The sequence below is a fragment of the Sphingomonas sp. FW306-1B-B10E genome, assembly GCF_058782005.1.
On sequence record NZ_JBYSXG010000040.1, the window covers coordinates 18,106 to 39,335 of the forward strand.

A 21,230-nucleotide genomic window follows, 5' to 3' on the forward strand; every position below is an offset into this window, starting at 1 on the left:
CCCGCTAGCTAAGAGGCGAAGCAGGGGGGATCGATGGCGGGGTTTCTGAGCAGGCTGCGACAGGGCCTCGGCCTTCCGGAAAGCATAGCGGGCGATTCCGGGCCGCCGGCCGGCAGGATCACCGATCACTTCAAGGCGCTCGACAAGGCAACGCCGGCGCTGGCCGCGCAAATCGCGCGCTTCGTCATCCAGGGCGACAATTCGTCGGTGCTCTCGACGCTGCAGGGCAATGCGGCGCGCACCGCGTGGCAACAACGCGCCCAAAGCTATCCTCCCCGCGACGATGCCAAAGTATTCACGACGCTCGCAAACTGGCGCATCGATCAGATGCGGAGGATGGGCGATGCGGTCGCGGCGCTTCAGCCGATCACCTACAATTACGGCTATTTCGGTACCGCCAAGTCGCCCGATTGGCTCCGCCATGTGGTGACGATCTGGCTCGGCTATGGCCGCAAGGACCAGCCGATCGCAACGCTAAGCGCCCTGGCGGAGCAGAGCGGTGACAAAACCGCCGCGATGCTCGACATCCTTTTCTCGCGCGATCCGGCGAATTATACTTCGACCAACAGCGTGGACCGGTTCGCAGGCGTCGCCGAATGGCTGGCGGAGGCGCGCGACGCGATCCACGCAGCGCTTCCCGGCCTCGCCGCCGAGGTGCGAGCGGAGCTCGCCGCGGCGATCGGCCGGTTCGAGCTTCACGCTGCCTATCTCGACCTGCTGCTCGATGGCGCGACGGGACCTTCCAAGAAGGCACGCACCGCCGCGCGGCAGGCGCTCACCGGTGCCGATCGGGAAATGCTCGTCGCGGCGTTTCGCGCGCAGTTCGACACGGCGCCGCCCGCGCGCAAGGCCATGCTGGTCGAGGTCGCGGCGGCAGCAATGGGCGACGCGGCCGCGCCGCTGATGGCCGAGTGGCGTGCGGCGGAAAGCGCGCCCAAGGTGCTGGCCGCGCTCGACCGAATATCGATGGCCGTGGCACCCGCATCGGGTGCCGGCGCGGACAAGCCGTCGCCCTGGCAGATCGACGGCCCGCAGGGCTATACCGCGGTCGACGGCAGCTGGGTCGCGCTCCCGCCTCCCGAGCCGCTGCCCCAGCCGAGCCCGGTGTCGCGCGAGGCATTGCAGCTGCTGGCACCGGTGCTTGCGGAGTTCAATCACCTGCTCTCCGCCGGGCGGGCCGAGGCCAAGCAAGTGAAGCACTGGCACTGGAGTCGGCAGTACAGCACCAAGGATTCGGGCGACCTCGATCGGCTGGCGCAACTGGCCGGCGGGTCGCAGCCGATCAAGCTCGACCGCGATACGCGCGCCGTCGATTGGCTGCGCTTCCCCCAGCTCAAGGACCCGGGCTTGAGCGCGTTCCTGCACGATCCGCGTCTGTCGCTGTACCAGCTCGTCCGCATTGCGGTGGTGATGAGCAACGGGCACATCCAGGGGCTGTTCGGCGATTGGAGCGGCCCGATCGGCGCGGCCGTGCAGCACCGCCTCGCCAACGGCGCGGATATCCGGACCGTCCTCGAACTATGGCGCGATGCCGGCGGGCACGACCATATCAAGGAGCATCTCACGCGCACTTGGTATTGGCCGCTGCCCGACCTCGAGATCTCGCTCTGGCCGGTATTGTGCCAGCGTTTCGACCAGCTCGACGAGGCGCTGGGCCTGGTGCCGCAAAGCGGTGCCGAGACGATGCAGCGCATGCCGGCGCTCGATCTGCTCGCGATGTTTCCCAAGCTTCCGGAGCGCTATCGCGGCGCGCTGATGCTGCTCGCCAGCGACAGTTCGGCGCGGCTCCGCCAGACGGCGCGGGCACTGCTCCAGCAGACGCCCGGTCTCGGCGACGCGATCGCGCTCCAACTTCAGGACGGACGTCAGGAAACGCGCGCGCTGGCGGCGGACTGGCTGGCGGCGCGCGGCGAGCGCGACCAGGCCCCGGCGATCCGCAAGATGCTGGCCAAGGAGCGCAGCGATCTCGCCCGCGCCGCGATGATCACTGCGCTCGATCGGCTTGGCGAGGACGTCTCCGAATATTTCGACCATGCGACGCTGGTGAAGGAAGCGAGAACGGGCCTCGCCAAGCCGCGGCCCAAGGGGCTCGACTGGCTGCCCTTCGATCGCCTGCCGGCGCTCGCTTGGCAGGACGGCACGCCGGTCGACTCGATCCTGCCCGAATGGTGGGTGGTGCTGGCTGCGCGGCTCAAGCAGCCGGGCGGCAATGCGCTGATCAATCTGTGGCTCGATCGCTTGTCGCCCGAGGATGCGCATCGGCTCGGCTGGATGATCCTGACTGGCTGGATCGAGGAGGACACCCGCACGCCGACCGACGAGGAGGCCAATGCCTATGCGGCGCAGCATGTCGATGCGACGCTGCGGCAGAATCTGAGCTATGTGCGGCAATATCCGCAGAGCGCGGATTATTGGCCGACCGACCGCGCGGCGCTGTTCGCGCAGCTCAAGCGCGCCAAGGCCGGGACCTATCTGGGCAGCGCCGCCGACAGCAAGGGCGTGCTCGCGCTGGCGACGCGGGTCAACGGCGCCGACGCCGCCCAGCGCATCCGCGGCTTCCTCAAGGATCATGGCGCGCGCACGTCGCAGGCCAAGGCACTGCTCGATCTGCTGGCCGCGATCGGGACCGGCTCGGCACTGCAATTGCTGCTCTCGGCTGCCAATCGCTCCAAGCAGCGCAGCGTCCAGGCGCATGCCGCCGCGCTGGTCGAGCAGGTCGCCGAGCGCAATGGCTGGAGTCCGGCCCAGCTCGCCGACCGCACCATCCCGACCGCGGGCTTCGATGCCGACGGCATGCAGGAACTCGATTGCGGCGAGAATCGCAGCTACCGTCTCCAGCTCGACGCACAGGATGCCGTCGTGATCCTCAATGCCGAGGGCCGCGAAGTGAAGGCGCTGCCGGGGCCGCGCGTCGACGAGGAGCGCCCCGCGGTGGAAGCGGCGAAGAAGCAGCTCGCCAATGCGCGCAAGGAAGTGAAGCAAGTTCTCGCCGCGCAGATCGAGCGGCTGCACGAGGCGATGTGTCTGCAGCGCAGCTGGAGCCGCGGCGAATGGGAGACCTTCGTCGTCGGGCATCCGATCGTCGGGCGGATCGCGGCGCGGCTGGTGTGGCAGGGAATCGATGCCGAGGGCCAGCCCGTCGCCAGTTTTCGTCCGCTCGGCGACGGCAGCCATAGCGACGCCGCCGACGCCGATGTCGATCTTGGCGCCTTCGCCGAGATCCGGCTCGCACACTCCTCGCTGCTCGATGCGGCGACGATCGCGGCGTGGCGCACGCATCTCGCCGATTATGCGGTGGCAACACCGTTCGACCAGCTCGGCCGCGACTTGCCGCAACTGGCGGACGGGCAGGCCGAGGCGCGCGCGATCGCCGATCGCGAAGGCTGGATGATCGAGAGCTTCAAGCTGCGCGGCGCTGCGACGAAGCTCGGATATCAGCGCGGCCAGGCGCAGGACGGCGGCTGGTTCCTGACCTATGAGAAGACCCATCGCGAAGCGGGGCTGGTTGCCGAGATCGAATTCACCGGCAGTCCGCTGCCCGAGGAGAACCGGCCGACCGCGCTGCAATCGATGCACTTCCGCAAGCTGCGCGGTGGCACGGGCGTGGGGCAGGTCGCGCTGGGCGACGTGCCCCCGGTCCTGCTTGCGGAGTGCTGGCGCGACCTGCATGACATTGCCGAGAAGGGGACGGGCTTCGATCCCGAGTGGCAGAAAAAGGCCTATGTCTGATGGCTGATACCAACGCGATCCGCCCGCCGGCGGAGCAGCGCTACGCGGCCGAGCTGGCGACGCTCGCGGCCGACGACACTTTCCCCCGGCCGGCCGGCTGGCGGCTGTCGCCGCGCGCGGTGCGCCGCTTCCTGCTCGGCGATGCCAAGGCCGGGATATCGCGCAAATTCTATGGCGACGATCCGCTGGCCGACCGGGCGATCGTCAGCCTGATGAGCCAGCAGGGACTGATGCTGGTGGGCGAGCCGGGGACGGCCAAGTCCCTGCTTTCCGAGCTCCTCGCCGCCGCGATCTGCGGCACGTCGGCGCTGGTCGTGCAGGGCTCGGCCGGCACCACCGAGGACCATATCCGCTATGGCTGGAACTATGCGCTGCTCCTCGCCGAGGGGCCGAGCGAGCGTGCGCTGGTGCCCTCGCCGGTGCTCAACGCGATGCGCAGCGGCCGGATCGTCCGCTTCGAGGAGATCACCCGCTGCCCGCCCGAAGTGCAGGACGCATTGATCTCGATCCTCTCCGAAAAGGCGCTCGCGCTTCCTGAGCTTCGCCCCGATGCGGTGGCCAGCGCGGCGCCCGGCTTCAACGTCATCGCCACGGCCAATCTGCGCGATCGCGGCGTCCACGAAATGTCGAGCGCGCTCAAGCGGCGGTTCAACTTCGAGACCGTCCACCCGATCGCCGATCCCGAATTCGAGCGCGAACTGGTGCTCAAGCAGCTCGGCGAGCGGCTGGGACATGCCGGCGTCGCGGTGTCGGGTGAACGCGACGTTGCGGAGGTGCTGGTGCGGACCTTCCAGGACCTGCGCACCGGCCGCACCGCCGAGGGCGCCAGCCTCAATCGGCCCGACGCGGTCATGTCGACGGCGGAGGCCGTGAACGTGCTCCATGCCGCCGCGCTCGAGGCCGCCTATCTCGACGACGGCAGGCTCTCGGGCGCGCATGTCGCGCGGCAGATCCAGGGCGTCGTGCTCAAGGATTCGCCCGAGGACGGCAAGCGCCTGCGCGCCTATGTCGACCATATCGTCAAGGAACGCGCCGGCCGCTCGGGCGCGTGGAAGGAATTCTACCAGGCGGCGCGGTCGCTCAAGCTCGGCTGAAGCGTGGAGGACGTTCCGCTCCACGATCCCGCGCGCGATCTCTGGGTGGTGCCGGTCCGCCACCACAGCCCGGCCTGCGCTGCGCAGCTCGATCGGCTGATCGCGGCGGTCCAGCCGGCGGCGATCCTGGTCGAGGGGCCGTGTGACTTCGACACCTTGATCGACCTGCTCTGCGATCCCCGGACGCGCGCGCCGGTCGCGATCGTGTCGCTGCGCGACGCCGAGCCCGGCCACGCCACGCGGCGCGTCGCGGCCTATTTCCCCTTCTGCGCGCATAGTCCCGAGCTGATCGCGCTGCAGGCAGCGACGGCGCGGCAATTGCCGGTCCGCTTCATCGACCTGCCATCGACATCGCGCGAGATGTTGTCCGACGAGACCGGCGAGCCCGCGCGCTCGCTGCTCGGCGACGAGCGGCCGTTCGATGCCGGCAGCTATGTCACCGCGCTGGCCCAGGCGCTCGGCTGCCGCGACGGCAATGAAGTGTGGGACCAGTTGTTCGAGGCGCGGATCGCCGAAGCGGACTGGCGCGGCTTCTTCGCCGATCTCGCGCGCTATTGCGCCTGCATCCGCGCCGCCACCGACCCCGCGGAAATGGAGCGCGACGGCACCCTGGCGCGCGAGGCGCAGATGCGCGCGATCCTCGCCGAGACGCGCGCGGCGGTCGCCGGGCCGATCGTCGCGGTGGTCGGGGGTTTTCATGCGCCTGCGTTGTTCGAACCCGCTTTGGCCAAGCCCGTCGCGGCAAAAGCGGGCGCGGGCCGGTCGTACATGATCCGCTACGGCATGCGGCAGCTCGACGCGCTGCGCGGCTATGGCGCCGGGCTGCCGCTGCCGGGCTTCTACGATCGGCTGTGGCAGGCGCGCGCAGAAGGCGGCGCCGGACTGGCGCTGGCGCTGATCACCGGCTTCGCGGCGCATCTCAGGGCCACGAGCGGGATCGAAGCGCCGTCCTTCCCGGTGATTGTCAATGCCGTCGAACAGGCCGAGCGGCTTGCGGCGCTGCGCGGACGGCCGTTTCCCGCCCGCGACGACATCCTCGATGCGATCCGATCGAGCTTCATCAAGGACGAGATCCCGGTCGAGCAGGTGCCGCTTCTCGATGCGCTGCGCACCTGGCTCACCGGATCGGCGATCGGCGAAGTGCCACCCTCGGCGGGTTCGCCACCCTTGGTCGAGGCAGTGCGTGCCGAAGCGCGGTCGCTGGGTTTCGCCGTCGCGGACGGCGAGCGCCGCAGCCGCGAGCTCGATATCTACCGCAAGCCGCGCCACCGTGCCGCGAGCCGTTTCTGCCACGCCATGGCGCTGATCGATACGCCGTTCAGCCAGCGCACCGCCGGCCCCGATTTCCGAAACGACGTCGCGCTCGATCGGCTGCATGAAGTCTGGTCGGTATGCTGGTCGCCGCTCGTCGAATCGCGGCTGATCGAGCTGTCCGAGGCGGCGGACACTTTGCCCGAAGCGCTGGCCTTCGTGCTCGCGCAGAAGCTCGCGGCGCTGTCCGAACAGGGCAGGGGGCGCAGCGCGCTGGCCGCGATCGACCTGTTCTCGGCGGCGTGCCGCGCCGGGCTCGGCGAGGGCGCCAATGCCGTGCTCGCCTTGGTCGAAACCCAGGTCATCGAAGACCCCCAACTGAGTTCCGTCGTCGCCGCGCTCGTCGATCTCCTGTTGCTCCGCCGCGGGCGCGAGGCGCTGGGAATCGCCGACGCGGGCCCGCTCGACCATCTGATAGGCGCGGCGTGGCGGCGCGTGATGATCCTGCTGCCCGAGCTGGCGGATAGCGGCGAAGACCAATTGCGCGACGCCGTCAACGCGCTGGCGGACCTGCGCGGGCTGATCGAGCTGGCGCGGGCGTCCGACGCGGCGATCGAGATCGCATTGTTCGACGAAGCGCTCGCCCGGCTGCAGGCACAGCCGCTCGCGCCGATGCTGGCAGGCGCAGTGACCGCCTTTGCGCTGATCGACGGCCAGGGCGATCCCGACGCGCTCGGCGCGCGGCTCCGCGGCGAGCTGGCGAGCGGCTATGTCGATCCCGGCGAGCGGCTGGCCTTTCTCGGCGGCGTGATCGCGGTCGCGCGCGAGTTGCTATGGACCACGCCCGAGATCATCACCGCGCTCAACGACATCGTCGCGGGGCTCGACGATGCGGGCTTTCACGCGCTGCTGCCGCATTTGCGCCTCGCGCTGATGCCGCTCGATCCGCGGCAGGTCGATCGGCTGGCCGAGGAAGTCGCGACGCATATCGGCGCGCGCCCCGAAGGGCTCGCCGCGCAGATCGACATTCCCGAAGCCGAGTTCGCCGCCAATCTCGCGCTCGATCGCGCGCTGGCCGAGGTGCTGACGCGGGACAGGGTGGCGTGAGCGATCCCGTCCTCCTGCGCCGCTGGCGGCTGGCGCTTGGGCGTTATGCCGAGCGCTCGCTCCCGGCCGAGGGAATGAGCGGGGCCGAACGCCGCGCCGACCGTGCGCTCGACTATCTCTATACCCGTGAGATGGAGCGGCGCGGCCTCCGGCGCGGCAAGGACGCGAAAGACCGGTCGGGCTCGCTCGATCCCACCCAGCTCACCCCGCTCGGCTGGCTCGGCGAACTTCGCGACCTGTTCCCGCAATCGGTGTGCGAGACCGTCCAGGCGCATGCGATCGACAATCTCGGGATGCGCGAATTGCTGTCCGATCCCACGGTGCTCGACGCGCTGGAGCCCAACAAGGACCTGCTAAAGGCGCTGATCGCCTTCAAGGGCACCGCCGATCCGGCGATGCGCGAGAAGATCCGCGAAGTGACTCGCAGAATCGTCGACGACATCGTCCGCCGACTGTGCCCGCGGGTCGAGGCGGCGCTCGCCGGGCGGCCCAACCGCTTCCGCCGCAGCCAGCTCAAGTCGATGCAGAATTTCGACTGGCGCGCGACGATCCGCGACAATCTCAAGAATTGGGATGCCGAGCGCGGCGTGATCGTCGCCGATCGCCTGCGCTTCTTCGGGCGCAGCCGGCGCCGCCTTCCCTGGACGATCATCCTCTGCGTCGACCAGTCGGGCTCGATGCTCGCCTCGACCATCTATGCCGCGGTCATGGCGTCGATCCTCACGGCGCTGCCCGCCGTCGACGTCAAGCTGATCGTGTTCGACACGTCGATCGTCGATCTCAGCAGCGAGGCGCACGACCCGGTCGAGGTACTGATGTCGGTCCAGCTCGGCGGCGGCACCGATATCGCGGGCGCGATGGAATATTGCGAGACACTGATCACCCAGCCGACCCGCACCGTCTTCGTGCTGGTCAGCGACTTCGAGGAGGGCGGATCGGTCGCGCACATGCTTGCGGCGGCGCGGCGGATGGCATCGGCGCGAGTCACGATGCTCGGGCTAGGCGCGCTCAGCGACGATGCCGCGCCAGTCTATGATCGGCGCATGGCCGAGCGGCTGGCAGGCTGCGGCATGCAGGTCGCGGCGCTCACCCCCGATCGATTTGCCGAGTGGATCGGCGGGGTGATCGCATGATCGACGCGGCGCTTCTGGCGAGCCTCGCCGCTTTTGACGACGACGCGCTGGCGACGCTCGCCAATCCCGGGCTCGTCCGGCGCGCGCATCGCGACCTCGACGAAGGCAAATTGCGGCTGTTTTCGGCGGGGGAAGGCAAGGCCGCGGTCGAGGCCGACGGCCAATTGGTCGCGATCGACATGCGTGGCCCGCGCGCGGCGGACTGCGCCTGCAAGTCGGTCGCGGTCTGCCGGCACCGCATCGCCGCCACCCTGTTTCTGCGCAGCCTCGACGACAGCGCCACGGCGGAGGAGCCCGCCGGCGCGGCCGAGGATATCGTCACCGCGCTTAATCCGGCCGCGCTCGAACGCTGGTCAGGCAAGGCCAATTGGCGCGCCGCGCTCGAGCTGGCCGAAGCGGCGATGGTCGAGCCGTCCTCCAACGTGATTGCGGTGCAGTTTGCAGATCTCGACGAGCCCGTCCGCATCCTGCGCGGCCAGGGCTTCGACGGCATCGTCTCCAAGGCGCCCAAGACCCGCGCCAAGGCCTATCATGCCGCCGCGGTGCTCGCCGCGCGCCGCCATTTCGGGGCGCCGCCGCCGCAATCCGTTGAGGACGAGGCCCCGGCGGAGGCGGTTCAAGTCGACCCCGCTTTCCTCGACCGCGTTTCCGCCAGCCTGGGCGAAGTCGCCCTGCTCGGCTTCAACCTCGCGCCGCTGCCGCTCGAGGAATCGTTGTTCGCGCTATCGGTCTCCTCGCGCGCCGACAGCCTGCCGCGACTGGCGGCGATGCTGCGCGCGATCGCTGCGCAGCTGCGGTTGCGTCGCCAGCGTGCGCTCGGCTTCGATCCCGATCGAATGCTCGAGCTTGCCGCCACTGCCTTTGTGCTGACTCGCGCGCTGGCCGGTAGCGATCCCGACCGACTGACTCGGCTCGCGGGCAAGGTGCGCCGCGATTTCGCGCCGTCCGCGCCGCTGGCCCTGGTCGGATGTGGCGGTGAGCGGTGGCGCACCGATGCCGGCGCGCGGGGCGTGACCGCATGGTTCGTCGAGCCGGCGACCGGCCGCTGGCTGTCGACGACGCTCGCGCGCGGCGCCGGGCAAGACCCCAGCTTCAAGCCGGGCGAGGCGTGGCGGACCCAACCTCTGTGGCAAAGCGAGCCGCTCGCGGTGCTCGCCCATGCCGAGATCGCGCTGGACGGCGCGGGGCGCTCCGAGGACGACCGCTTGTCGGCGCCGGCAGGCGCGCGCGCGACGATCACCTCGCGCGATGTCCGGCCCGATCTCAACTGGCCTGGCGTCGTGCGGCACTGGTCGGGACTGCGCGCGGCATGGCTCGATCAGGCCGGGCTCGGCCTCGACGCTGCCGAGGCGCCGGTCGGGTGCCTGCTGGCGCCGAGTGCGACTGCGCTGCCATGGTTCGACGATCTCGCGCAGCAGCTGGTCTGGCCGGTGCGCGACGCTACGGGCGAATGGCTGGCGCTGACTCTTGATCACGACGAATTGGGGGCGAGCGCGATCGACGCGCTGGAGGCCAATGTCCGCAGCGGCTGGACCGGCATGGTATTGGTCCGCTTGATACGCGCCGGCGATGCGCTCGAAGCGCGCCCGATCACTTTGTTCGGCGCCGGCGCGGCGATCGACCTGACCTTGTGGCAGCGTCCCTACGCCCCCGGGCGCGGCCAGAGCGGGATCGTCCAGGACTGGTTCGCTCGACTGCGGGGCAATGGCGCGCGGCGCTTCGCCCGGGTTCCGCGCGGTGGCACCGATCGCGCGCTCGCCGGAGCATGGCGCAAGCTGCTGGACCAGATGGAAAGCGGAGCGGTGCAGCCGTTCGACGGCGCGGAGACCAGCGGTCTCGCCGTGCATGCGCGCCGGCTCGACGATTACGGGCTGCCGGCGCTCGCCGAGCGCCTGCGCGCGGCGGGGAGCCCCTCGGCCATGCTCGCCGCCGCATACGGCCTGCTCGTCGCGCGGCAGCAGCGGATTTCGGCGCCGCTGCTGCGCTAGCCGCTTACCACGAGAAGCTCTTCCACTCGGGATCGAATGCGCCCTTGGCCGCGGTCGCATGATAATCCGCCCAGCATTCGCCGCGGATCACCGGCGGAACTTCGTGCAGCGCGAGGAAGCGGTTGTGCCGCACGCGCGTGAAGCTGAGCTGCTTCAAGGCGATCCGGTTGTTCTCGTCCTGCGCGTTGCTGCCGCTATGATGGATCGTGGCCGAGATGCCCTGGACCGGGAAGGATTTGACATATTCCTGGCACCCGCCGCCATCGCCCATCACCCGCGCATAGCCGCGCTTCTCGACAACGCCGCGATAGGTCAGGCTCTCTGCGACCCAGCCCTGCCGGTCGGCGATCTGTTCCGCGTTTGCCATCTCTCGCGGGAGCGGCGCGCGCAGGGCGTCGAACTGCGACAGGAAAGGCGAGACCGCATAGTCCTTGAGATGCGCGATCCACGCCTGGCAGGTCGCCGCGTCGCACAGCGCGCCATGCGCCAGCCGCAGCCGCGCGAAGGTATCCACGTCCACGGCCTCGTCCGCCGCATCGGTGAAGTCGCCCTCCTGGGTCGGGCGGAACAGCCCGAGCGGGGCGCCGTCCGCGTCGAGCCCCTGCCAGACCAGCCGCTCGACCAGCCGCCGCATCACCGGATGCGCGTGAAAGGCGTCGCGCCAATCCGCCACCGGCCAGCTGCGCTCGGCACACATCGCCTCGAACAGCCGCGCCGCCTGCAGCTCGACGACCTGCTTCAATTCCTTCTTCGCCGCCGACAGCGCCTTTTGCGATTCGTTGCTGGTGTCGTCGTCACCGGCGGGGAGCGCCTTGATCGGCTTGCCCTCGGGGTTGAAGAGATGGATCGCCAGTGCGGCGTCGAGCCGGGCGCTATAGGGCTTGGCCTCGGGGCCGCAGGGCAGTTCGAGCACGCCGTCGTCATCGAAGCCGGCCGCGGGCACCGTCCGGTCGGCGAGCTCGTCGAAGCTCCAGCCGCGGTCCTCGGCATAGCGCTCGGCGATCTCCGCGGCGCGCGCCTGGGTGCTCTTCTGCTTGAGCCGGGCCGACGCCGCGATCACCACCTGCAATGCGGCCGGCGCACCGATTCCGGCGAGCAGATCGAGCAGCGCCATTGCCTGGTTCGATCGCCGGCCGTGCTTCTTGAGATACCAGCGCACCCGGTTCGCCGCCCAGACGGGATCGGCGCGGCAGGCGAGCGCCAACACGCCCTTGGTGTCCGAGCCCGAGTTCAGCATTTCGCCTAGTTTCTGGCGGCGCATGTCGGCGATGATCTCGTCGCGCAGCTCGGTTGTCTGCGCTTGGTATAGCCAGCGCCAGTCCTTCGTGTAGTTCGCCGCCGCATAGGCATTGGCATCCTCCAGCGACGCCGTCTGGGTGTCGAAATTGATCCAGCTTTCCAGCACCCAGCCGGAGAGCGTGGCGGCGTCGGCGGGATCGAGCTGGTCGAGATAGATGCCGAACTGCCCCGTCGCGCCCGGATCCTTGAGGCGGATCGCCAGCGCCAACCAATGGCGCAGCACGCTTTCGGGCAGGGTCGCGCCGTCGGCGAAGCGGACGATCGGCAGCCCCGCGCCGGCGAGCCACTCCGGCAGCTCCGGCACGCCCTTTTCCGCCGCCTTGGCGGCCTCGGCGATCAGCGACGCCGGACCGATCACGTCGGACAGGTCCGCGCCCAGGCGCTTCAACGCCTCGATCAGCGCGGTGCGCACGGGATCGGACTTCTCCTTCTTCAGCCGCTTGCGCATCGCCGTCTCGCCGCCGGGTGCGCGGATGTCGGCGAGCCAGCTTGCGGCGTTCGCCCGCACCTGTTGGCGCGCATCGTCGAGCAACGCCTCGATGCGCTGGTCGAGACCCTTTGCGGGACGCAGCACCGCGCGGATCCGGCGGCGCAACGCGCGGTTTTCGGTGACCGCGAGCTCGATCAGCCGCGCCAGATATCGCTGCGGCACCGCCGGCAGCAGTTCCAGCACGGCGATCGCGCGGTTCAGCGGGATCGCGATCTGGGTCGGCCGCAGCCCGAGCGCCTCGTCGAAAATCTGCAGATTGTTCGCCAGCCACGGCCATACGGCTTCGCTCGGCAGCTCCTTCCACGCGCTTTCGTACGTTGCGGGTCCGTTGCCATAGATGCTCTGCGAAAATTCCTTGCGCAGCGGCGCGACCGGATCGAACGGGGGCAATTCATTTCCGCCGGCGACAAGCGCCTCGTGCACGAAGCGATCGGCCGCGATGATCTCGCGTATCCCGCATCGGCCCGTTTCCAGCCACTCGCGCAGCTTGGTCGTGGCCCAGCGCTCGCCGTCATTGTAGAAATATTGGTAGCCGGCAATCTTGCTCAATTCGCCATAGCCGGCGCCGCGCATCGATCGCAGCGCCACCGCGAAGGGCAGCCGGTCGAGTAGGCCGTCATACCAGGTGCGGAATTCTGCCAGCGAACGAAGCTCCCAGGCCAGCAGCCGGGTGATCCCGCGGGGGAGGGGCGTGCCCTCGGTCAGCATCTCGAACGTCGCCTCGATCTCGTCGCGGGTCAGCGGCTGCAAGTGGCTGACATGTTCGGGATTGGCCGAACCATGCTTCGCCAGCTGCTCCGCGCGGCGTGCGGAGATCGCTTCGATGCACGCCATGAACGCATCGCAGTCTTCGTCGCTGGGCGAAGGCGCCCCGACTCCGCCGAGCTCGGGTGCCGGCGGGATCGCGACGAAGCTGTCGTCGATCGCGGCATAGCCGGCGCCTTGGTCCGGTGCCGCGGACTGCGATCCTGCGGCCTCGCGCAGTGCCTGGATCGCCGCTTTCACCTTGGCCGCCTTCTCGACCTTATCGCGCTCGCCGAGCAATGCGACCAGTTCGGGCGCGCCGTTGCGCCCCGCCGCCTGCACCAGGCCCAGGCGCGTATCGATGTCGGCGGTCGGCAGCGCATTCTCCAGCACGCGCAGCAGCGCCGCGCTTTCCATCCGCGCCAGTGTCATCGCGGCAAGTTCGCGATCGTCCTTGCGATAGGGCTTTGTGAGCAAGGCGAGCAGCGCCGCGGTGACCTCGGGAAGGGTACCCAGTTTGTGGTGCTCGGTGAGCTTCAGGGCGGCGCGCCGGCGCTCCGACTCGCCGAGCAACGCCGCGGCGAAATCGGCCGGGTGCGCGCGTGCGAGCGCCGCCAACGCTTCGCTCTCCTGCCAGCTGCCCGGCACAATGAATTCCGTGCCGGTGCGACGAAGGATGAACGCGAACAGGTCGCGCACGCCGCCCCCGACACCGACCATCAGGTCGAGCAGACGGTGGACGGGGACGATCGTTTCCCACGGTGTCGAATATCCAACCTGCGAGGCGTGGATTCCGACGTCCAGCGCTGCGCACAGCGCGATCACGGGCACTTCCCCGGGCGCGATAGTCTGTCCGAAGCGATACAGATAGGACGGCTGCACCGTGTAACGCACCATCATCAGCCGCGCGACATGCGCGCCAGGATCGATCTCGCCGCGCGCCAGCGCGAGATTGGTGGCGCGTTCCGCCGTGGACTTCCCCTCGGAGTCGCGGTAAAATAGCGTAGTGTGCACCGGCGTCGCCTTGCCGCTGGCAGCGATCGTATCCAGTACGCCGGCGTCGCTACCCAGCGCGACGTAGCGGATGGCCTGCGCGCCCAGATCCGGCTTGAAGAGATCGAGCCGCCGCAACTCGGCGCTCATCGCCGGATGGAGCGAAAACATGTCCTCGCGCGGCGCGACTCCCTTTTTGCCGAAGCTCGCACGCTTGAAGATGTCGCCAAATGCCATCCGCTCGCCCCCTATTTGCGGAAACCTACTACAGTGCGCCGGTTTATGAATTGCGAATTCTGACGCTTACTTGCCTGGGCGCTCGATATTTGCGTCGATCGGTGATCTCATCTCTAGCGACCGATGCCCCCGCGTGATGGCCGCCGCTAGCCGCGACCCCGACCCGCGCGATTTTCCTTGCGCTTCACCGATCGAAACGGCCATTTTGCCTCCGCCGGAACGCCAGCGCCGGACAGCGATGATAACGTTGTCGGTGGGCGGACGGAACGGGGAGAGGGAAATGAGTCCAGGCGAGCTCAGCGTCGCGTTCTTCATGCAGGTATTCGTGATCCTCGCCGCGTGCCGCGCGACCGGGTTGATCATGAAGCGCTTCGGCCAGCCGCAGGTGATCGGCGAGATGATCGCGGGCGTGGTGCTGGGGCCGTCGCTGTTGGGGCTGTTCGCTCCCGATCTCCAGGCGATGATCTTCCCCAAGGAAACCAAATCGATCCTCTATGTCGCCGCGCAGCTCGGTGTCGGACTCTACATGTTCATGGTCGGCTTGGGTTTCCGCACCGATCACTTTCGCCTCAACGCCAAGAGCGCGGTGGCAGTCTCGTTTTCCGGCATGGCTGCGCCTTTCCTCGTCGCGATCGCGCTCACGCCCTGGCTGTTCGGCCTTCAGCTGTTCGGGCCGAGCGTGACGAACGTGCAGGCGACCTTGTTCATGGGCGCGTGCATCTCGATCACGGCATTCCCGGTGCTCGCCCGCATCATCCAAGAGCGCGGCATCACCAGCACGCCGCTCGGCTCGCTGTCGCTCTCGGCCGGCGCGATCGACGATGCCGGGGCGTGGACCGTGCTCGCGATCGTGCTCGCCAGCTTCGGCGCGGGGCCCTTGGTGGCGGTCAAGGCCATAATCGGCGGCGCGGCGTTCGCAGCGTTCATGGTGCTGCTCGGTCCCAAGCTTCTTGCGCCGCTCGCCCGCGCCGCCGAGCGCGAAGGCCGCATCACCCCGCAGCTGCTCGCCATAATCCTCATGTTGTTCGCGCTCAGCGCCTGGGCGATGGATGCGGCCGGGCTTCACTCGGTGTTCGGCGGCTTCCTGCTCGGCGTCGCCATGCCGCGCGGGGTACTGAGCCGCGAGATCCGGAAGCAGGTCGAGCCCTTCACCACCGCGCTGCTGGTCCCGATGTTCTTTACCTTCTCGGGGCTGAATACGCAGCTCGCCATGATCAACAGCTGGCAGATCGCCGGCATCGCCGCGGTCGTCGTCGCCGGGTCGATCCTTGCCAAGGGCGTGGCCTGCTGGGCCGCCGCGCGCGCGACCGGTCAGGACAATCCCACGGCGATGGCGGTCGGCGCGCTGATGAACGCACGCGGGCTGATGGAACTGATCATCATCAACATCGGCCTGCAGAAAGGGATCATCGGGCCGGCCTTGTTCTCGATGCTGGTGGTGATGGCGATCGTGACGACGCTGATGGCCACCCCGCTGTTCGAGGCGGTCTATGGCCGCCGGGCGCGCGCCGCGGGCATGCTGGGCGATCTCGCCGAAGATGAAGACGAGAGCGCACCGGTGCGGCCCGTGGCGGCGCCCGCGCGCTGACTACCGCCCCCCATCTCAGGAAATGAACAATGCAGCATGATTTGTCGTCCGAGCCGCGGGTGAAGCGCGTGGTGGTCGCCGGCGGCGGCACCGCGGGCTGGGTCACCGCCACTGCGTTGAAACGGCATCTCGGCCCGCTCATCGACGTGACCCTGGTCGAATCCGATGCGATCTCGACGATCGGCGTCGGGGAATCGACCGTGCCGACCTTCAAGGGCTTCCACGATCTGATGGGGATCAACGAAGCCCGGTTCATGTCGGCGGCGCAGGCCACCTTCAAGTTGGGCATCGAGTTCAAGAATTGGGGCCGGATCGGCGATCGCTACATCCACCCGTTCGGCACGATCGGCACGCGCGCATCGTGGATGGCGGACTTCCATCATTTCTGGTTGCACGCCCGCGCGCTCGGCGTCGGCGGCGATCTCGGCGAATATTGCCTCGAATGGGTGGCGGGCGAGGCCGGCCGGATGGCGCTCGATGCGGCCCCCTATATCGGCTATGCCTATCATGTCGACGCGACCCGCTACGCGCGCTTCCTCCGCAGCCTCGCCGAGCCGGCCGGGGTCCGGCGGATCGAGGGGAAGATCCAGACGGTCGAGCTCAACCCTGAGAGCGGCTTCATCGACGCGCTGGCGCTCGAATCGGGCGCGCGCATCGAAGGCGATCTGTTCGTCGACTGCACTGGGTTTCGCTCGCTGCTCCTCGGCCAGGCGCTGGGCGTGGAATTCGAGGATTGGGGCCATTGGATCTCCACCAACAGCGCGGTCGCGGTGCAGTCGCGCTCGCCCGATTCGTTTCAGCCCTACACATCGGCCATCGCACACGAGGCGGGGTGGCGCTGGCGCATCCCGCTCCAGGGCCGCGAAGGCAATGGCTTCGTCTTCTGCAACGAGTTCATGTCCGACGACGAGGCGCGTGCGCGGCTGCTGGCCGAGATCGAGGGCGAGCCAACCGTCGAGCCCTGGCTGCTGCGCTACAAGACCGGCATGCGGGTCAAAACGTGGAGCCGAAACTGCGTGGGGCTGGGGCTCGCCGGCGGATTCATCGAGCCGCTGGAATCGACCAGCATCCATTTGATGATGGCCGCCGTGACGCGCCTCATCCAAGACTTTCCGTTCAACGGCTGCAACGACGCGCTGATCGCGCATTTCAACGAGAAGTCGCGGCTGGAGTTCGAATGCATCCGCGACTTCATCATCCTCCATTATCACGTCACCGAACGCGACGATTCTGCATTCTGGCGCCGCTGCCGCACGATGGAGATCCCCGCTTCGCTGAAGGAGCGGCTGCAATTGTGGCGCCAGGACGCGCGCGCTTACAAGCTCGATCACGAACTCTTCCGCGTCGAGAGCTGGGCGATGGTGCTGCTCGGACAGCGTTTTGCCCCGCAGGGCTATCACCGCCTCGCCCAGCTGATGCCGCCCGAGGAATTGCATGGCCAACTCGATCGCATGCGTAACGAGGTGCGGGCCTTGGTCGCGAAAATGCCTAACCACCGGGATTTCATACGCTCTTATTGTCCCGCGCTCGCGCCCGCCTAGCCAGAGACGAGACCAACTTGAGATTTATTCGCAATAGCATTGACGTTGTGACTCATTCGCAATAGCTGACAGCCCGACACTGCTAAGAGCAAAGGGGCCAATCAGTGAGTCGTTCGAACAGCGCCGCGTCGCCGGCATTCCTGGCGCTTGCCTGCGTCGGGTTCATCAGCTCGGCGCCAGCGCACGCCACCGACGCGCCGGATACCGATACGGACCAGGAGCGGACGGCGCAGGACCGTGACGACGTCATCGTCACCGGCGCCAAGAATGCCGAGCTGGTCGGCCCCAAAGCCACCGCGCGGGTCGTCGACACGCCGCGCTCGGTGGTGGTGCTTCCCAAGGACGTGATTGAGCAGACCGGCTCGACCACCCTGGCGGACGCGTTGCGCACTGTCCCCGGCATCACCTTCGGCGCGGCCGAGGGCGGCAATCCGATCGGCGACCGCCCCTTCATCCGCGGCTTCGACAGCCAGGGCTCGACCTTCGTCGACGGCGTGCGCGACGTCGCGGCACAGACTCGCGAAGTATTCGCGGTCGAGCAGGTCCAGATCGTCCGCGGTTCGGATTCGACGCTCGGCGGGCGCGGCAGCGCTGGCGGCTCGATCAACATCATCACCAAGCTGCCGGTCGCGGGCAATTTCGTCCAGGCGACGGGCAGTGTCGGCACTGCCGACTACAAGCGCGCGACGCTCGACGTGAATCAGCAGGTCACCGATACTATCGGCGTGCGGCTGGCGGCGATGTGGCACGATCAGGACGTCGCGGGACGCGACGCGATCTGGTCGCGCCGCTGGGGCTTCGCGCCCTCGCTGACGCTGGGCCTCGGCACCGACACGCGGCTGACGATCGCTTATTATTATCTCGAGAGCCACGAGCTGCCCGACAGCGGCATCCCGTTCCTCTACACGCTGGCCAACGCGCCGGGCACCGGCGAGATCTATTCGGAGCCTGCGATCGGCGACATCACCACGATCGGCGGGGTCAAGGGCCATGTCGACCGCAGCACCTTCTACGGCCTCAAGGCGCGCGATTTCCGCGATGCCACGACCAATCAGGCGACATTGCGCGTCGAGCACGATTTCGGCGGGGTCACGCTGCGCAACAGCGCGCGCTACACCCGCAACGACCAAGCCTATATCTTCCTCCTGCCCGACGACAGCCAGGGCAATGTATTCGGCACCGCGCCGACCAATCCGACCACCGGCGCAGCGGGCGCCCGCGGCGACGTGCTGACCGGCGGCTATGTCTGGCGGCGCGGCAACACGCGCTACGGCTATACCGAGGCGCTATCGAACCAGACCGACCTTTACGGCGTGGTCAATACCGGCTCGATCAAGCACAGCTTCGCGATCGGGACGGAGATCAGCTGGGAAAAGTCGCGCCGCGGCGCATTCGTCTCGGCCTCCGGCTCGACGATCTCCCCGCGCTGCAACGCGGCGACCATCGCCCGCTATTACTGCACCAGCCTGTTCAACCCGAACCCGAACGATCCCTGGGTCAATTATGCCAGCGACACGTCGAACACGGTGGTGCCGATCGTCAAGGGTGCGCCCACGTCCGAGACCCAGAACGACGCGCATACGCTCTCGGCTTACGCGTTCGACTCGATCACGCTGCTGCCGTCGCTGATCCTCAACCTGGGCGCACGCTACGATCGTTTCGAAAGCCGTGTGACGCCGCCGCTGGTCGCCGGCGCGACCGGTACCTTCACGCTGGAGAAGGACAATAACCTGTTCAACTGGCAGGCCGGTCTGGTCTTCAAGCCGACCGCGAACACCAGCCTGTACGCCAGCTATGCCACCGCGGCTACGCCGCCCAACAGCGTCCTGGGCGAAGGCCAGGAAGGCAACGGCCTGGGCACGACCAACACCGCGCAGGCGCTGGCGATCCTTGAGGCGCTGAAGGTCGAGAAGACCAAGTCGTACGAAGTCGGTGCCAAGGCGAATCTGTTCGACGAGCAATTGTCGCTGACGCTCGCCGCCTTCCAGACCGACACCGACAATGCCCGCGTTACCGGACCCGACAACAATATCGAGTTCATCGGCAAGCGCCGCATCCGCGGTATCGAGTTCAACTTCAACGGCAATGTCACGAAGTGGCTGACGGTGTTCGGCGGCTACACCCATCTAGACCCCAAGATCATCGACGGCGGGTTCACCGCGCTCACCGCTCCGGCGATCACGGTCGGCGGCGTGACGCTCCAGCCGGCCAAGGTCGTGCTCGTTCCCTCGGTCAACACCGGCCGCCAGGCGACCCAGACCGCGCGCGACAGCTTCACCCTCTGGGCGGATCTCAAGCCGACCAGCCGTCTCAGCATCGGGGGCGGCGCCTTCTACACCAGCCGCGTATTCGGCGGATATCAGGACAACCGCAGCGCGACGCAAAACGCCGCGGGCGTCGTCACGGTGAACCCGGCGACCAAAATTATCCTGCGCACGATCCCCGAATATTGGCGCTTCGATGCCCGGCTGGGCTACAAGATCAGCGAGCAAGTGGATCTGAGCGTCAACGTGAACAATATCACCGACGAAACCTATTTCAGCCAGGCCTATACCTCGCATTATGCCGCGATCGCGCCGGGCCGCTCGGCCTTCGCGACGATCGGGTTCAAGTTCTGACATTTGTCTGAAGCACTAGACCGAATCTCCCCCCAGGAGATCGTCGCCCGCCTCTCCGGTTCGCCGGAGGCGCGGGCGGCGTTAATTCGCGAGGGCGCCGAGGCCGGCGTCGCCGAGGCGCAGGCCGTCCATGGCCAGATGCTGCTCGATGCGGGCGATGCCCGCGCCGGCTTCGCCTGGTTCAACAAGGCCGCGGCGCAGGGCCATCTGATGGCGCTCAACATGGTCGGGCGGTGCTACGATCTCGGCTGGGGCGTCGCGGTCGACAAGGTCCGCGCCGCCGAATGTTTCCGCATCGCCGCGACGCGTGGGCTCGATTGGGGCATGTACAATTACGCGACTGCGCTGACGCTGGGCGAGGGCGTCGCCGAGGACAGGCCCGCCGCATTCGCCTGGTTCGAAAAGGCCGCGGCGATGGGCAATGCGAAGGCGATCAACTATGTCGGCAGCTTCCACGAGGATGGCTGGGTGGTCGAGCGCGACATGAAGAAGGCGGCCGAATGCTATGCGCGGGCGGCCGAAGGCGGCGATTTCCGCGGCGCGTTCAATCACGCCCGTCTGCTGCTCGATGCCGGCCATGTCGACGAAGCACGGCACTGGCTCGCCCGGTGCCGAGAGACCGCGACCCCGGCCTTTGTCGAGAAAGCCCGCTTATGGCTGCGCGCGTCCTGGCCGGCGCTGGAGGAGGCATTGTGCTGATCGCGATCCCGGATCTGCTGTCGCCGGAGACGCTGGCGCGGGTACGCGCGATCATCGACGCCGCCGAATGGATCGACGGCAATGCTACCTCGGGTGCGCAATCGGCGCTGGCCAAGCGCAACGAGCAGCTTCCCGAGGGCAGCGCCGCGCACCGCGAGGCCGGCGCGATCCTGCTCGACGCGCTCGGCAATTCGCCCCTGTTCTTCGCCGCCGCGCTGCCGCTCAAGGTCTTCCCGCCCTTGTTCAATCGCTATGGCGAGGGCCAGGCCTTCGACACCCATGTCGACAACGCCATACGCATCCAACGCAGCACCGAATTCCGCATCCGCAGCGACCTGTCGATGACAGTGTTCCTCGAGGACCCCGCCGCCTATGACGGCGGCGAGCTGGTGATCGAGGGCCATTTCGGCGAACAGCGCGTCAAGCTGCCCGCCGGGCACGCGGTGCTCTATCCTTCGTCGAGCCTGCATCACGTCACGCCGGTCACCCGCGGGGTGCGCGTCGCGTCGTTCTTCTGGCTCCAATCGATGGTCCGCGACGACGGCAATCGCCGCATCCTCTTCGACCTCGACCAAGCGGTGCAGCGGCTGACCGGCCAACTCGGCGGCGCCGACCGCTCGGTGATCGAACTGACCGGCGTGTACCACAACCTCCTGCGCAGCTGGGCGGACAGCTGAGGGGAGGACGCTTTGCCGCGCGATTGGCCTAGAGCGAACGGC

11 protein-coding genes are annotated in these 21,230 nt (G+C 68.1%); 10 read left to right on the forward strand and 1 reads right to left on the reverse strand.

Annotated features, from left to right (window positions below; all coding sequences use genetic code 11):
- The first annotated feature begins 33 nt into the window (after positions 1 to 33).
- From AC3WJI_RS15195 to AC3WJI_RS15215, 5 genes are read left to right on the forward strand one after another with little or no spacing between them, the layout of a single operon-like run.
- Positions 34 to 3,729 (forward strand): DUF4132 domain-containing protein, encoded by a 3,696-nt coding sequence (locus AC3WJI_RS15195; protein WP_492758124.1) that lies wholly within the window; start codon positions 34 to 36, stop codon positions 3,727 to 3,729.
- A complete protein-coding gene (locus AC3WJI_RS15200) occupies positions 3,729 to 4,823 on the forward strand; it encodes an ATP-binding protein (RefSeq protein WP_492758125.1) in 1,095 nt (364 codons plus the stop codon). Before AC3WJI_RS15195 ends, AC3WJI_RS15200 begins: the two co-directional genes overlap by 1 nt.
- Before the next feature lie 3 nt (positions 4,824 to 4,826).
- On the forward strand, positions 4,827 to 7,181 hold the full coding sequence (locus AC3WJI_RS15205) for a DUF5682 family protein (protein WP_492758126.1): 2,355 nt from the start codon (positions 4,827 to 4,829) through the stop codon (positions 7,179 to 7,181).
- Entirely contained in the window at positions 7,178 to 8,314 is a 1,137-nt protein-coding gene (locus AC3WJI_RS15210; protein ID WP_492758127.1) for a VWA domain-containing protein, read from the forward strand. Before AC3WJI_RS15205 ends, AC3WJI_RS15210 begins: the two co-directional genes overlap by 4 nt.
- The gene (locus tag AC3WJI_RS15215; RefSeq protein ID WP_492758128.1) at positions 8,311 to 10,302 is read left to right on the forward strand and encodes a YehQ C-terminal OB-fold domain-containing protein; all 1,992 of its coding nucleotides are present in this window, start codon (positions 8,311 to 8,313) and stop codon (positions 10,300 to 10,302) included. Before AC3WJI_RS15210 ends, AC3WJI_RS15215 begins: the two co-directional genes overlap by 4 nt.
- A 4-nt stretch (positions 10,303 to 10,306) precedes the next feature.
- On the opposite strand, the gene AC3WJI_RS15220 is transcribed toward AC3WJI_RS15215, so the two are convergent.
- Complete coding sequence (locus AC3WJI_RS15220) at positions 10,307 to 14,065, reverse strand: DUF4132 domain-containing protein (protein ID WP_492758129.1); 3,759 nt, start codon at positions 14,063 to 14,065, stop codon at positions 10,307 to 10,309.
- 280 nt (positions 14,066 to 14,345) lie between these two features.
- On the opposite strand from AC3WJI_RS15220, the gene AC3WJI_RS15225 reads away from it, so the two are divergent.
- The 5 genes from AC3WJI_RS15225 to AC3WJI_RS15245 all read left to right on the forward strand — a co-directional run bounded on the left by AC3WJI_RS15225 (position 14,346) and on the right by AC3WJI_RS15245 (position 21,188).
- The gene (locus AC3WJI_RS15225) at positions 14,346 to 15,653 is read left to right on the forward strand and encodes a cation:proton antiporter (protein WP_492758130.1); all 1,308 of its coding nucleotides are present in this window, start codon (positions 14,346 to 14,348) and stop codon (positions 15,651 to 15,653) included.
- Positions 15,654 to 15,682: 29 nt separating this feature from the next.
- On the forward strand, positions 15,683 to 17,194 hold the full coding sequence (locus tag AC3WJI_RS15230; RefSeq protein ID WP_492758131.1) for a tryptophan halogenase family protein: 1,512 nt from the start codon (positions 15,683 to 15,685) through the stop codon (positions 17,192 to 17,194).
- Between the two features lie 104 nt (positions 17,195 to 17,298).
- Entirely contained in the window at positions 17,299 to 19,812 is a 2,514-nt protein-coding gene (locus AC3WJI_RS15235; RefSeq protein ID WP_492758132.1) for a TonB-dependent receptor, read from the forward strand.
- 3 nt (positions 19,813 to 19,815) lie between these two features.
- Positions 19,816 to 20,511 carry a tetratricopeptide repeat protein gene (locus AC3WJI_RS15240; protein WP_492758133.1) on the forward strand — a complete coding sequence of 232 codons (696 nt, stop codon included), beginning with the start codon at positions 19,816 to 19,818 and terminating at the stop codon, positions 20,509 to 20,511.
- Positions 20,505 to 21,188 (forward strand): Fe2+-dependent dioxygenase, encoded by a 684-nt coding sequence (locus AC3WJI_RS15245; protein ID WP_492758134.1) that lies wholly within the window; start codon positions 20,505 to 20,507, stop codon positions 21,186 to 21,188. The genes AC3WJI_RS15240 and AC3WJI_RS15245 overlap by 7 nt, the downstream gene beginning before the upstream one ends.
- The last annotated feature ends 42 nt before the right edge of the window (positions 21,189 to 21,230 follow it).

What these genes read in the sequence shown, in the direction of transcription:
- AC3WJI_RS15195 (WP_492758124.1), top strand. Translation starts at nt 34, where the DNA reads ATGGCGGGGTTTCTGAGCAGGCTGCGACAGGGCCTCGGCCTTCCGGAA.
- AC3WJI_RS15200 (WP_492758125.1), top strand. Translation starts at nt 3,729, where the DNA reads ATGGCTGATACCAACGCGATCCGCCCGCCGGCGGAGCAGCGCTACGCG.
- AC3WJI_RS15215 (WP_492758128.1), top strand. Translation starts at nt 8,311, where the DNA reads ATGATCGACGCGGCGCTTCTGGCGAGCCTCGCCGCTTTTGACGACGAC.
- AC3WJI_RS15220 (WP_492758129.1), bottom strand. Translation starts at nt 14,065, where the DNA reads ATGGCATTTGGCGACATCTTCAAGCGTGCGAGCTTCGGCAAAAAGGGA.
- AC3WJI_RS15225 (WP_492758130.1), top strand. Translation starts at nt 14,346, where the DNA reads ATGAGTCCAGGCGAGCTCAGCGTCGCGTTCTTCATGCAGGTATTCGTG.
- AC3WJI_RS15230 (WP_492758131.1), top strand. Translation starts at nt 15,683, where the DNA reads ATGCAGCATGATTTGTCGTCCGAGCCGCGGGTGAAGCGCGTGGTGGTC.